Raw genomic sequence first — 13715 nt, 5'->3', positions numbered from 1 at the left:
CTGAACAACTGCCCCAGAGCCACCCTCGGCTACCGCACCCCCACAGAAGCATTCAACCAACTCATTGCTACCACCCATTGACACCACCGGGATTGGTGATTGATTCCCAGCACCCTCGTTCACGTCGACAAGCGCGCCACAGTATATCAAAGGGGATTGGTGATTGATTCCCAGCGCGAGCGGTCAAGTGGTTGCGTCGGCGCCAGTATATCAAAGGGGATTGGTGATTGATTCCCAGCACCCTCGTTCACGTCGACAAGCGCGCCACAGTATATCAAAGGGGATTGGTGATTGATTCCCAGCAAGCGCGGTTTCCTCTGCTTCATCAACGCAGTATATCAAAGGGGATTGGTGATTGATTCCCAGCTACCGCCGAGCGACCACGGTGTGATGTGCAGTATATCAAAGGGGATTGGTGATTGATTCCCAGCTATGCTCGCGGGATGCGTACACGGTGTCCAGTATATCAAAGGGGATTGGTGATTGATTCCCAGCGCTCGGGGACAATTGCAGCGGTTGGCCACAGTATATCAAAGGGGATTGGTGATTGATTCCCAGCCGTCGCTGTCAACATCTCCCAGGCTGTCCAGTATATCAAAGGGGATTGGTGATTGATTCCCAGCAGAGGCAGGCCCGGCTTGAGGTTGTCAACAGTATATCAAAGGGGATTGGTGATTGATTCCCAGCGACACCCCCAGGGCTGGTTATGTGGACGCAGTATATCAAAGGGGATTGGTGATTGATTCCCAGCCAGCCGTGTGTCCGTTTGCGCTCGTGGGCAGTATATCAAAGGGGATTGGTGATTGATTCCCAGCCCAGCCAGGCATCCTTAGCGGCCTGCATCAGTATATCAAAGGGGATTGGTGATTGATTCCCAGCAAATCAATGTCGGCGATTACCTGCAGACCAGTATATCAAAGGGGATTGGTGATTGATTCCCAGCATGTGGCCTTGCATGTTGGACTGGAAGACAGTATATCAAAGGGGATTGGTGTTTGATTCCCTACGATGGCGAGCTGTGCATTGGTGTGCCAAAGTGAGGATGCTTAGAAGAGTACAACGGTAGTTCTGATCGATTCTGCAGTATAACTATGATGATAGCGGTGAATTTAGTGAGTGGAACGGATCCGAATACCTGGATGATCCGACGAACTAGTATCCTGGGAACTAATTTTCTGAGCGCTGCGGAAGCTGCTTTCATTGGTTGAATGTCTGATGTGCTTGTGGTCGCTCGTATCTGTGTCTGACTAGACTTTCTAGTTGTGCTTCCTTGGTTGTAGGAGTGCGATAGAAGGAGTAGTTTAGGGGTAAGCGTTCAACTGCGCTCCCATAATCTGCCTGAGCTGTGTGATGTTTGCACAGATCAGACGGTGTGTTCCCCGCGTAAGCAGGGATGATCCGCTCTCGTTGAGACTGTTCTTCCCGTGGGCCAGGTGTTCCCCGCGTTAGCAGGGATGATCCCCGGGATTCGAACGCGATCACCGTAGCCGACGGGTATTCCCTGCGTAAGCGGGGATGAGTCCTTCTCGAAATAGTGATACGGCACGCATGAGGGTGGCAGCCAGCCCACCTGGGAGTGATCCCCGGGCAGGCGGGCCACCCCGTCGCATTATGTGTTTTCCCCGCGTGAGCGGGGATGAACCCTGAGCCATGCAGAGCCTCCAATCCAGCAGATCGTTTTCCATGCCCACGCGGGGAAGATCGGCGGGGAATCGGTCGCTAATCTTCCTTGAGATGCCGCCCCCACTCATGTGGGGTTGTCCGCATTGGGCGGGCGTGGGAGACGTGAACCGAGAAGTATAGTTTGTTCAACGTCACACCGGGTGTATCTGCCGTGATTGCCCCTCAGATACGTATGAGAGATGTGCGGGCAGTTGGTGGGTGAAGTAAGAGAGAAAAAAGAACGTGATACGTATCTCAGACATCGCTCCGTGCCGGAAAACCAAAAATCCCCGAAGCTATTGCTTCGGGGCTTGCTGGTGGCTCCGACCGGCGTCGATCCGGTGACCTTTCGATTTTCAGTCGAACGCTCTACCAACTGAGCTACAGAGCCAAGACCTGAACCGATTCGGTCTGGTCGGCGACCCCGACGGGACTTGAACCCGCGACCTCCGCCGTGACAGGGCGGCGCGCTAACCAACTGCGCTACGGGGCCTTACAATAGGTAAGACCTATTAAATTGTGCCGTTCACATGTGCGACCGGCTGGTACCCCCAACGGGATTCGAACCCGTGTCGCCGCCGTGAAAGGGCGGTGTCCTAGGCCGCTAGACGATGGGGGCCTTTTGGCCGTCGAACTGGCGTCCGAAGACGGGATATATCTTAGGCAGACGTCCGTCAATACGTCAAAACGAAAAAGCATGATGCGCACCACGTTACTAAAAAACATTGCAATTGTGCAGAATTCACAGGAATTCATCAGCTACCCGGCCTACCCTTAATGCATGACTCTGACACCAGCACTCGGTGCCCTCACTCAAATCTCAACTCAAACCTCAGGCGCGCTCGCGCGCGCCGCCGCTGACTCGCAATCTGGCGCGGAGGCAGCCGTGGATACCACCATCGACTTGACCCTCCTGTTCCTCGGACCCATCATCGGTGCCGTTCTTGGCCTGGTTGCCTCGGTGGTCCTGTCCGTCCTGGCGCGTAAGGCGTTGGCGAAGTCTGCCATGGCCTCGTCAGTCCTGGGTCGCGTGCGCGGCCCCGCTCACTTCGCGCTCGCCACGTGGGGCGCGTGGGTCGGACTCGGGATCGCGCTCGTGGACCCCCGCCTCACTGACTGGGGTGGCTCATCGGTCACGACGTTCCTCATGCACCTGCTCCTCATCGCGGGCTTGGCCTGCATGACGTGGATGGGCTACGCCGCCGCGTGGGTCTTCGAAGATGCCGCGAAGGCCCGACAGGCCGCCGACCGAGGCCGTTCGCGCCGCTTCGAGACCCGCGCCCAGGTCCTGCGCCGTTTGGTTCAGGTGATCGTCCTCCTTGTTGGCACGGTTGCCATGATCGGAACCTTCGACGCCGCCCGCCAGGTCATGACAACCGTCCTGGCCTCCGCGGGTGTTATTTCCGTGATCTTCGGTCTCGCTGCCCAGCAGACCCTCGGTAACGTTTTCGCCGGACTGCAGTTGGCCTTCACTGACGCGATCCGCATGGGCGACGTCGTTATCGCCAGCGACAAGCAGGAGACGGGTTCTGTCGAGGAGATCACGCTCTCCTACGTGGTCGTGCGCATTTGGGACGAGCGCCGCCTCATCATCCCTTGCCGCTACTTCACGCAGACGCCCTTCGAGAACTGGACCCGCCGCGCTGCCGCCCAGCTGGGCACGGTCGAGCTTAAGCTCGATTGGTCCGCCCCCATGACCCTGATCCGCGCGAAGGTCGAGAAGCTCCTGGCTGCCACCGACCTGTGGGACGGCCGCACGTGGGCCGTGCAGATCACCGACTCCGACGCGCAGACCATCACCGTGCGCGTTCTCGTGTCCGCGACGAACTCCGGAAACCTCAATGACCTGCGTGCTTACCTGCGCGAGCACCTCATCGCGTGGATCGTCGCCGAAGAGCCGTGGGCTCGCCCCGTCCAGCACATCGAGCCTCGCGCGACCGTGACCGTCGAAAAAGACATGAGTCGTGAACGCATCGCGCGCTTGGCTGCCGAGCTCGCTGGGATCTCCGGCACGAACGAGGCCGTGGCCGCGACGGGCGCGTCGTCCTCCCACACGGGTGGGGCACAGCGCTCGTCTCAGGATTCCGCCCTGGGTGGTGCGGCCTCGTCGGTCCGCGCTGAGGGGGCCGTTCGCGAGCAGCCCAAGGACGCGGCGCACGCCGCACGCATGGTTGCCGCACGCCGCAAGGCAAAGCGGATTCGACGCCGTGCGATGGCTGATCGTCAGCGAGAAATGGCCGAGGGACAGGGACCCGCTCCCGACGAGACTCAGGTGATCTCCAAGTCCGCGCTGCGCAAGATCATCGAGGCCGCAAGTAACAAGAACCCGCAGGTCACCGAGACTCTGACGACTACATCCGTCGGTCGTGGGGAGCGTCTCTTCTCCGGTTCGGTCGAGGCCGACGAGCGCGCCGCAGCCCTGTCCGGCCCTGGCGAGGAGGTCTTCGCCGAGCGCGAGGCTAACTCTCGCCGCGTTCAGGATCGCCGTGAGGCGCGCGAGCGTCGCTACGCTGCCGAGTCCAAGGCCATGGACGATGAGGCGACCACCGCGCTGGCTGCCGTCGGAGTCGAACCTGTCGAGGCTCCCGGGGCTTCCATGCCTCCCGCTCCCGAGGCCGAGGCGCCCGCATCCGCAGCCACAGCGAAGTCCGGTCCCGACAAGCCGACTTCTACCTCCGATGAGGCGACCAAGAAGGCGCAGAACCAGTCCTCATCGGCTGACTCTGCCGCTAAGCCGACTGAAGTTGCTGGTGAAGAATCTCACTCTGCCGAAACGGTCGATCCTGCTCCTGCGCAGGCGGAAACGGTCGATCCTGCCGAGGCTGAGGCTCCCGCCGAGGCTGCGCAGGCCGCTCCCGAGGCATCCGAACAGTCCGTTTCGGAGACTGCTGAAACCCCCGCTGGCTCTGGTCAGGCTGAAGCAGATCAGGCCAAAGACGATCAGGAAAAGGAAACGGAGGCTCAGTCCGAGGCCCCTGCCGCGACTGATGAGGCCGCAACCGTGGAGGCGGCAGTCGTCGAGACCGAGGAATCCGACGCTGCTCAGGGTGAAACTCCCGCCGCGGCTGAACCTGCCGATAAGCAGGCCGAGTCCGCCGCAGCTGAATCAGCCGTGAGTGAAGCAGATATGAGCGAGTCCGCTCCTGCAGAGTCCGATTCCGACGAGGCGGCGACCGCCTCCGAGGAATCCGCCAGGGACGAGAAGGACGAACCCGCCGCGGCTGAACCTGCCGATGAGCAGGCTGCGTCCGCCGCTGAAGCGTCCGGTGACACCGCGTCGACCGAGAACGACGCCGACGAGACCTCCGAGGCCAAGCAGGCTGCTCCTGCGCAGGAAGCGGAGAACGCGACGTCGGATGACACTCCGGTCGAGGATCCCGCTTCCGAGGAACCTGAGACTGCCGACGATGCCGCAACGGAAACCGCTGCCGCGCCGGCCGACGGAGATGAACCCGAGGATGCCCCGGCCTCGTCCGATACGGATGACGACACCGACGCCGCGGCCCCTTCGAGCGAGAAGGAGCAGGCGACTGCCCCCGTCGGGGAGCGTGAAACGTCCGTGAAACAGGGCGACGAAGCGTCGGTCGAGCGCGCCGAGAACCCCGTCACCACGAACATGGTGTACGCCGGCAGGCCTGCGCTCGTGCCGCCGCCCGCGCCGACCCCCGCAGAGATGGCGGCGTCGCAGGAGGAAACTTCCTCGGAAGAGTCGGGCAAGCCCGCACAGGCTGTAGCTCCTGCGCAGCCGACTACGCCGGCGACCCCGGCACAGCAGGAAGCGCTGGCACAGTCAGCCGCGGCCACGACCGCGGAGGAGTCGGAAGTGCCCGCACAGTCGGAACGACCGACCGCGGCCACGACCGCGGAGGAACCGGAAGCGCCTGCGCAGCCGGAACGACCGGTGCAGCCGGAGGTGCCTGTGCAGGAAACCGACAAGCCCGCCGATAAGCCTGAGGAGGCCGCGGAGACGGAGGGACCCGACGAACCGGACATCCACCCCGGCTGGTACGCGGTCGCCGAGGAGATGCGCCTCGAGGATGAAATCCGCCCGACTCCGACGATGGTTCCGCCGCGCGTCTCGATCATGGATTTCTTCCCAGCGGTGGCCCCCACCGGCGCTGAAGCAGCCATGCTGCGCACGGTGACCGGTCAGGTTCCGGTCCTCGGCCTCGACAAGCGCGGCGAGGACTCCGACGCCGACGAGGCCGTGGCACAGTCCGCGCCTCCCGCAGCCTCGAGTGACGCTGAGAAGGCCGCGGGTGCGACGAAGGTTGCGGCTGGCGCTGCCACGCAGGCGCAGCCCCTGGCCGAGCCGCCCGCGCCCACGGCCGCCGATGTGCGGGATGTCGAAGAGACCGCCGTCATGCCTCCCATCAAGGTCGCGCCCACGCCGGATCAGGCAGACACGCAGGTCCTTCCGGCGATCAAGGCGGCACCCGCCGCCGACGACACGGTCGTGCTGGCGAGCGCCGAGCATCCTGCTGCGGAAGAACCCGTTGAAAATGCTGATTCCGCCAAGGGGCAAGCCGAGGAAAAGGTGGCCGATGAGGCTGCTTCCGCCGAGGCTGAGTCCGCGTCCGAGGTGCAGGAAGAGTCGGCTGAGGATGCTGACGCCTCCGTCGAGGCTGAGTCCGCGCCCGAGGTGAAGGAGGAGGCTGAGGAAAAGGTGGCCGATGAGGCCGCTTCCGCCGAGGCCAAGGCTGAGTCCGCGTCCGAGGTGAAGGAGGAGGCTGAGGAAAAGGAGGCTGATGAGGCTGCCTCCGCCGAAGCTGATTCTGCGTCCGAGACGGAGGAAGAGTCGGCTGAGGATGCTACCACTTCCGCCGAGGCCGAGGCTGAGTCCGCGTCCGAGGTGAAGGAGGAGGCGGAGGAAGAGGTGGCCGATGAGGCTGCCTCCGCTGAAGCGACGCCTGCGTCCGAGGCGGAGGAAGAGCCGACTGAGGCTGCTGACGCTTCCGCCGAGGCCGAGGCTGAGTCCGCGTCCGAGGTGAAGGAAGAGTCGGCTGAGGAAAAGGTGGCCGATGAGGCTGCTTCCGCCGAGGTCGAGGCTGAGTCCGCGCCCGAGGTGAAGGAGGAGGCTGAGGAAAAGGAGGCTGATGAGGCTGCTTCCGCCGAAGCTGATTCCGCGTCCGAGGCGCAGGAAGAGTCGGCTGAGGATGCTGACGCCTCCACCGAGGCTGCTGACGCCTCCACTTCCGAGGAGAAGAAGCCCGCCAAGTCGTCCTCGAAGAAGGGTGGCAAGAAGGGCAGCTCCAAGAAGGGAACCAACAAAGAGGCGAAGGAGGCCCCCGAGGTGAAGGAGGAAGCTGAGGAAAAGGCATCCGATAAGGATGCCTCCGCCGAGGCTGCTGACGCCTCCGCTTCCGAGGAGAACGAGCCCGCTAAGTCGTCCACGAAGAAGGGCAGCAAGAAGGGCAGCTCCAAGAAGGGAACCACCAAAAAGGCCTCCGGCAAGAAGAACGCAGGCAAGAATAAGTAGCCTGACAAGCCGCCCATCGACAGGGGTGTGAACCCCGTGAGGCAACCACGGCCTCGTCGATGAGAGCGACGAACATCCCCGCGCCGCCCGCGGCCGCACCCGAAAGTGCGAGGCCGCGGGCGGCGCGCGACAATGGGCACATGAACGCTACCGATCCTGCCGCCCGCACCGACGCCGAGTGGAAGAAGCTCCTGAGCCCCATGCGCTACCACGTGCTGCGCGAGGCGGGCACGGAACGCCCCTTCACCGGCGAACTCCTCGACGAGGCTCGCGTCGGCACCTACTCGTGCGCGGCCTGCGGATCGAAGCTCTTCGACTCCGACGCGAAGTTCGACTCCTCCTGTGGGTGGCCCTCCTTCTTCCAGGCGTACGACGGGGCGACCACCGAGAGCGTCGACACCAGCCACGGCATGATCCGCACCGAAGTGCGCTGCGCGACATGCGGCTCCCACCTCGGCCACATCTTCCCTGACGCGCCTGACCAGCCCACCGGCATGCGCTACTGCATGAACTCGGCGGCCTTGACCTTCGCGCCCGCCCAGTGAACGCACCCTCCCGGTGCCCTGACGGCGTCTCTGTGGTCGACCGCGTCCCGCCTCAGCTGTACATCGTCGGCTCGGGCCTCATCCAGTACGTGGGCGCGGCGCTCGCTGTCGTCGCCTTTGCCTCCGTCGAACCTGCATCCGTCGCGTGGTGGCGCGTCCTGACGGGCGCGGTCGTTCTGCTGGCCTGGAAGCGCCCCTGGCGCGGCGGCCTGACGGTCTCGGACCTGGTGATTTCTGCGCTCTTCGGCGTCATCATCCTGACGATGAACTCCTCGTTCTATGAGTCGATTGCGCGCATCCCTCTGGGGACCGCCGTCTCACTCGAGTTCATCGGCCCGGTCGCGGTCGCTGTTCTCCGAGGCCGTGGCTGGCGGCCGCGTATCGCCGCCGTCCTTGCGTTCGCGGGGGTGGCGTGTATCGGCGGCCTCGCCCTCGACCTGAGCGTGCCGAGCGTGCGTGTCGGCGTCGCGTGGATCCTCCTCGCGGCCCTCGCCTGGTCGGCCTACATCGTCGTCGGGCAGCGTGCTTCGACCACGCGCGACGGGGTCACGAACCTGGCGCTCGGCTGCGCGTGGGGTTCTCTCTTTTTTGCGCCCTTCCTCGGGCCGGGGGCGATGGCGGCCACTGCCTCGTGGGAGCTGATCGCGATTGTCGTTGGCGTTGGCCTGCTGTCCACCGCGATTCCCTACACGTTTGAGGCGCTCGCGATGCGTCGCCTGGCGGCCCCCACGTTCGCGCTGTTTGCCGCGATCCTGCCCGCCACGTCCGCGCTGGTCGGTGCCGTCATGCTACGGCAGATCCCCGGTGTTTACGAGCTGATCGGCCTGGTCCTGGTGTCGATCGCGGTGTGGCTGGCCTCGCGCCAGTGATGGGGCACCCTGCGACTCTCGACAGCTGATCCGACAGCGGCGATCCCGTTGCGACCTCTCAGTCGAGGCTGAGGTGGCGCGGCGTGTGCTTGCCGCCGCGGGCGATCACCCAGAATGCGAACCACGCGCCGACCGAGCCGACGATCATGACGAGCACCATCGGCACGGCGCTGTCGCCGCCCGAGGTGGCCAGGGGAGCAGCAATGCCGTTCGCGATCGACTGGAACACGCCCATGACGGACGAAGCCGTGCCCGCGTGCTCGCGCGCCTCGCTCATGGCCTGTGCGCCCGAGTTGCCGAAGATAAACGCGTTCGCCGTCATAACCAGCGCGAAGCCCACGCACGTGAGAATCAGCGGCAGGTCGAGGAGGAACGTCGAGATCGCCAGCGTCACCACGCCGGTCGCGGCGATCGTCAGGCCCGTAACGATGAGCGTGCGCGGCGTGAAGTGCGAGATCAGGCGCACGTTGACCAACGCGAAACCGGTCGAGAGCAGCGCGTTGAACGCGAACACCCACGCGAAAGCCATGGGGGACAGGCCCAGCGGCCCCTGTAGCACGTAGGTGGCATTCGAGATGTAGCCGAACATACAGAAGCTCGAAAAGGTGTTGGTGAGCATGAAGCCCACGAAGGGGCGGATGCGCACGACCTGGACGAGGCCGGAGAAGAACCGGGGGATACCGCCGGGGTGGCGGCGATCCTCGGGCAGAGACTCGGGCACGACGAACCACGCGAGGGCCGCCATGAGCAGCGTGAAAGCGGCGAGCGCCCAAAAAACAACCCTCCACGTCGCGTGCGTGATGATGAACGCGCCGAGGACCGGGGCGAGCATCGGCGCGAAGCCGACGATCGCCTGGATGAGGCTCATCGCGCGCGCCAGCGTCTTGCCGTGCGCGACGTCGACGAGGATCGCGCGCGCCACCGACGAGGCCACGCCGCCGCCGAGGCCCTGGAAGACTCGGCCGACGAGGAGCACCCAGATGTTGGGTGTCAGCACACAGATGATGGATCCGACCAGGGCGATGATGCCGCCCGCGATGATCGGTCGGCGGCGCCCGATCTGGTCCGAGATGGCGCCGCCCAGGACCTGGCCGGTCGCGTAGCCCACGAAGAAGGTCGTGAGTGTGAACCCGAGCATTGTCGAATTCGTCGCCAGGTCCGCCGTGATCTGCGGGAACGCGGCCGAGTACATGTCGGTCGCCATTGGGGGCACGGCGTTTTGCACGGCCAGGGTGATCAGCAGGGCAACCGTGAGTGCCCCGCCAATGATTCCGTCGCGGTCCTGGGTGTCGTTTGTCGTCATGATGTGATTGTGCACCCGTGGTGGCGCTAAATAGACGACTCGGTTGAATATTTGATGCATCTCGCACGTCGCAGGCGGTGACGTGCACACATGTGCACTGGCTGGCAGCGCTCCTTCCGCGCGAACGCCCCGACCGCGCTCACTCCTCGTCGTTGCTCGCCTCCAGCGCGTCCGCCGCGGCCTCGATCTCCTCGCGCGTCGGGCACGAGGCCGGGCCGACGACTGTCGTGGATAGCGCGCCCGCGCAGTTGGCCAGGAGCAGCGCTCTCTTCAGGGGAATGCCCTGAGCGAGGGAGGCCGCCAGGATACCTGAGTGGGCATCGCCCGCGCCGTTCGTGTCAATCGCCTCGACGCGAGGTGTCGGGATGTAGGACGGGTCAGTGTCCGAGGCACTCAGGGCGGCATCGCATGACCTCACGAAGTATGCGCCCTCGGCACCTGCACGCAGCAGAACGGGACGGCCCAGCACGGCGAGCATCGCTCGCGCCGCTTCGTGAGGTTGGAGACACTGCTGGTCACGAACGCTCGCATCGCCTCTCTGACGAGCGATCTCCTGAGCCTCTCTGTGGTTCATCGACACGATGACGCCGTCGGAGGGGAGGGTGGACGGGATCCCAATGACGGGGGAGACGTCCAGGAGCACGCGCACGCCCTTAGGCAGGACGCGCAGCGCAGCCTCCGCGGCCTCACGGTTCGCGGGATGGTCCATGAGGTAACCGTCGATATAGAGTACGTCGCCCGGGTGCATCGTCCGCACGAAGTCAGCCCACGCGCTCGCGGGCGACATCGTCTCGGCACCCTTAGTGGAAATGAACGTACGCTCGCCCGTGCGGTCTGTGAACGCGATGCAGAACCCGTTGTCGATGCCCGCGATACGAGGCCCGAGGTCTGTGATCCCCTCGTGTTCCAGCGCGGCTTGGATCAGCGAGGAGTGGGGGCCAGATCCGATCGGGCTGAGGGAGATGGCCTCGGCCCCCATACGACGTGCCGCCACGAGTGCGTTGAAGCCACCACCCACGTGCATTCCCTCGTCGACGGTCCACACGTCACCTCCTGGCCCCGGAAGGGCGTCGCCGCGCACCGCGAGGTCCACGAGGATCTGCCCCATGAGGACGACTCGTCCCACCCCGGAATCGGTGTACGAGGCCGGGGTCGGCTCCTCAGGGGAAGCGCCCTCGCTCGTATCCTCAGTCTCGGAGGCCTCGGGAGCACTCGTGGCAGGCTCACTCGCCGCACGCAGTGCCAACAACTCGAGGGCGATGGATGGCAGGTCGAGGTGGGAGATGAGTTCTACCTGGGTGAGCATGGCGGGATCGAAGGCCTCGACCCCGAGCACACTGCCCAGGATCGCGCCCGCAATCGCGCTGATCGTGTCGGTGTCGCCGCCCAGGTTCGCGGCGTCCAGCAGGGCACGTGGAGAGGGATCGCGCGCGAGCAGCGCGAACGCCATGGGGATCGCGTGCGCCGAGGCCACGGACGTGCCGATCTGCTCGACGAGGCACTCCAGGGACGACGAGGCCGGGTTAGCGACCAGCTGCATGGCCCTGCGCGTCGCCGCAACGACGTCCGGATCCGGCGTCCACGCGCCGCGCTCGGGCAGGGAATCAACGTAGGAAACGGCCTTCCACAACAGAGTCGTCATGTCCGAGGCGGACGCCTCCGGCCAGTCAAGAGCAAGCGATACCGCCGCCGCCACGAGCGCTGCCGACTGGAAACCCTGTCGCGTCGCATGCGTCACCTGGCAGGAGGACCAGACAGCGTCCGCGAACACTTCCGGATCCGCGGTCGAGACCGCGATACCGATCGGAGTGACGCGCATCGCTGCGCCGTTCGTAGTGCCTAAACCACCCACGGTCAGCGGGTCCTCGCCCGCCCGCACGCGCTCGAGCGCCGCCTTCGTGGAGGGGCCCAGCAGGTCAAGCGACCCCCGCTCGATCATGGAATCCTCCCAGGCCAGCAGCGCGTGGGAGAAGTCACCCGCGTCCAAGGCCACGTGACCCGAGGAGGAACCCCCGCCTCGTACCAGGAGAGACGCAATCAGCAGCGCCTGCTCCGTGTCATCCGTCACCGAACCGGCCGGCATCCCCGGCGCGTACGGCTGGGAGTCATCCCCGTCCACGAGTCCCGTGACGCGCCCGTACACCGCGCGGATCTGCTCCGGGGACATCGCCTGCGTCGGCATCCCCAACGCATCCCCCAACGCCAGCCCAGCGAACGCGCCATACGCGCGCGACAAACGAGGATCCATGATGCACCTCCAACGCGGGCAGCGCGGCCCACATAGCACAAACGCCCCGGGAAACCGAGGCGCGCAGTAGGCCCAGGGGGACTCGAACCCCCAACCTACGGATTAAAAGTCCGCTGCTCTACCATTGAGCTATAGGCCCATACCCCACATTGTAGAAGGAAGCGGTCCTCATGGCCCAATCGAACACTCCGCGCCGCCCGGCCATGCTCGACGCCGCCCGCGCCGAGGCAATCGTCGGCGACGAAGATCCCGCCTCTCTCGCCGCCGTTGCGCACACCGCCGCGTGGGCACTCATGGGAGTCGGCGACGAGACATTCACGGACGAGGACGTGGCCCGCCTGCGGGAAACCGTGCGCACTCGCGGCGTCGACACCATCGCCCACGTGTGGTCGCGCAGCCCCGAATTCACGCTCCCCGGGGCGCTGTGGCGCGTCTACCTGCTGCACGAGTGGTACCACCGCGACCCGCTCCTGGTGGCCGAGCGCTACGCCGACGGCTCGCATGCGCCCATCATCCAGGGCCTCGAAGCCCCCGTCGAGCTGCGCCCCCTGAGCCTGATCATGGAGGAGATCGACTCGCTGCTGCGCGGTGACCTCACCGACGACGACCTCGAGTACGTGCTGCGCGAGGCCTCGCGCGCCATGCGTGTCCTCGCCGCTGGCGAGGCCGGGGCCCTGTGGATCGAAGACCCCACTGACCCGCTCGCCCACCGCGTCACCATGCGACACTCCGCACTGCTGGTGACGGCCGACGAGCTTGACATTGCTGCGCGCGAGGCAGCCGTCGGCACCCTCGACTGAGGCGGCTGCCCAACTCAGGCGGCTGCCCGACGGAGGTGTTTTCGCGGCGCGCGGACGGGCCTAGCGGAGCGCCCATACCGGCCATGACCTCGTGAAGGTGGCGCGCCCATCAGGGCGAGCGCGGCGCGGGGCGACTACCCTGGTCCCTATGCGTCCGATGCCAGCCCCACGCCCCCAGCGACTCGTTCGCTCCGCGGGCGCGCTTGTCTGGCGTTTTGCCGACCCCACGCGCTTCGCGGCCCCCGGCGAGTCCATTGACCCCGCAGACATCGAAGTCCTCATGGTCCACCGGCCTCGCTACCACGACTGGTCCTGGCCCAAAGGTAAAGCGGAAAACGGTGAGCCACTGGTCGCCGCCGCCGTGCGCGAAGTCGAAGAAGAAACTGGACAGGTCATCACCCTGGGCGCGCCCCTGACCACCCAGCGCTACCGCCTGGGCGGCGGGCAAACCAAGGAAGTCCACTACTGGGTCGGCACGCCCATGCCCGCCGACGACCCCGCCGCACGCCTGCGCGCGCCCGTCGCCCGCGCCCCACGCACCGAGATCGACCAAACCACGTGGGCCACCCCCGCAGCCGCCGCCGACATGCTCACCCGCCGAGGCGACCGCCGCCTCCTCGCAGACGTCGTCGCCCGCGCCCGCGAAGGCCGCCTCGCCACCTCCACGATCATCGTCCTGCGGCCCGGTGCCGCCGACCCTGCCCCCATTGACGCGGCGTCTGCAGCCCCCGTCGGCGGGCGCGCTTCCGCTCCGGGCACTTCAGCATCCGGTGGCACTGCGTCGGGTTCCGCGCCCACGCCCGGGCCAG

At 65.4% G+C, this 13715-nt stretch carries 7 protein-coding genes, 4 tRNA genes and 1 CRISPR repeat array; of the genes, 5 read left to right on the top strand and 6 right to left on the bottom strand.

All coding sequences use genetic code 11. From position 1 onward, the window contains the following. Window positions 1-139: 139 nt before the first annotated feature. Window positions 140-1007: direct repeats of the CRISPR family, unit length 36 nt; unit sequence CAGTATATCAAAGGGGATTGGTGATTGATTCCCAGC. 970 nt (window positions 1008-1977) lie between these two features. From HMPREF1136_RS03485 to HMPREF1136_RS03475, 3 genes are all read right to left on the bottom strand, one after another. After that, window positions 1978-2053: transfer RNA gene (locus HMPREF1136_RS03485), tRNA-Phe, on the bottom strand. A gap of 28 nt (window positions 2054-2081) precedes the next feature. Continuing rightward, window positions 2082-2155, bottom strand: a tRNA-Asp gene (locus HMPREF1136_RS03480). 50 nt (window positions 2156-2205) lie between these two features. After that, window positions 2206-2281: transfer RNA gene (locus tag HMPREF1136_RS03475), tRNA-Glu, on the bottom strand. 162 nt (window positions 2282-2443) lie between these two features. Here HMPREF1136_RS03475 and HMPREF1136_RS10265 point away from each other — a divergent pair. From HMPREF1136_RS10265 to HMPREF1136_RS03460, 3 genes are all read left to right on the top strand, one after another. After that, a complete protein-coding gene (locus HMPREF1136_RS10265) occupies window positions 2444-7141 on the top strand; it encodes a mechanosensitive ion channel domain-containing protein (RefSeq protein WP_051023515.1) in 4698 nt (1565 codons plus the stop codon). Between the two features lie 140 nt (window positions 7142-7281). Continuing rightward, on the top strand, window positions 7282-7686 hold the full coding sequence (msrB, locus tag HMPREF1136_RS03465) for a peptide-methionine (R)-S-oxide reductase MsrB (protein WP_009647944.1): 405 nt from the start codon (window positions 7282-7284) through the stop codon (window positions 7684-7686). A 32-nt stretch (window positions 7687-7718) separates the two neighbouring features. Further along, a complete protein-coding gene (locus tag HMPREF1136_RS03460; protein WP_009647943.1) occupies window positions 7719-8555 on the top strand; it encodes an EamA family transporter in 837 nt (278 codons plus the stop codon). Window positions 8556-8613: 58 nt separating this feature from the next. Here HMPREF1136_RS03460 and HMPREF1136_RS03455 read toward each other — a convergent pair whose 3' ends face one another. The 3 genes from HMPREF1136_RS03455 to HMPREF1136_RS03445 form a co-directional block, all read right to left on the bottom strand. Continuing rightward, complete coding sequence (locus HMPREF1136_RS03455) at window positions 8614-9858, bottom strand: multidrug effflux MFS transporter (RefSeq protein WP_034504730.1); 1245 nt, start codon at window positions 9856-9858, stop codon at window positions 8614-8616. 139 nt (window positions 9859-9997) lie between these two features. Next, window positions 9998-12106, bottom strand: coding sequence for a PfkB family carbohydrate kinase (locus tag HMPREF1136_RS03450; protein ID WP_009647945.1), 2109 nt, complete (start codon window positions 12104-12106; stop codon window positions 9998-10000). Window positions 12107-12173: 67 nt separating this feature from the next. After that, window positions 12174-12245: transfer RNA gene (locus HMPREF1136_RS03445), tRNA-Lys, on the bottom strand. A 31-nt stretch (window positions 12246-12276) separates the two neighbouring features. Here HMPREF1136_RS03445 and HMPREF1136_RS03440 point away from each other — a divergent pair. Together HMPREF1136_RS03440 and HMPREF1136_RS03435 are read left to right on the top strand one after the other, a co-directional pair. Next, window positions 12277-12906, top strand: a complete 630-nt coding sequence (locus HMPREF1136_RS03440; RefSeq protein ID WP_009647946.1) for a hypothetical protein — start codon at window positions 12277-12279, stop codon at window positions 12904-12906. Between the two features lie 157 nt (window positions 12907-13063). Further along, the coding region (locus HMPREF1136_RS03435; RefSeq protein ID WP_009647947.1) for an NUDIX hydrolase at window positions 13064-13715 on the top strand (652 nt) is incomplete at its 3' end.

This window comes from Actinomyces sp. ICM47, assembly GCF_000278725.1.
Lineage (GTDB): Bacteria > Actinomycetota > Actinomycetes > Actinomycetales > Actinomycetaceae > Pauljensenia.
The sequence above is the reverse complement of the archived record's forward strand: the minus strand, read 5'-3'. Positions and strand labels throughout refer to the sequence as shown.

Bases quoted from the DNA above. Each gene is read 5' to 3' on its own strand.
- HMPREF1136_RS03455 (WP_034504730.1), bottom strand. From the start codon at position 9,858: ATGACGACAAACGACACCCAGGACCGCGACGGAATCATTGGCGGGGCA.
- HMPREF1136_RS03440 (WP_009647946.1), top strand. From the start codon at position 12,277: ATGGCCCAATCGAACACTCCGCGCCGCCCGGCCATGCTCGACGCCGCC.
- HMPREF1136_RS10265 (WP_051023515.1), top strand. From the start codon at position 2,444: ATGACTCTGACACCAGCACTCGGTGCCCTCACTCAAATCTCAACTCAA.
- HMPREF1136_RS03450 (WP_009647945.1), bottom strand. From the start codon at position 12,106: ATGGATCCTCGTTTGTCGCGCGCGTATGGCGCGTTCGCTGGGCTGGCG.
- msrB (WP_009647944.1), top strand. From the start codon at position 7,282: ATGAACGCTACCGATCCTGCCGCCCGCACCGACGCCGAGTGGAAGAAG.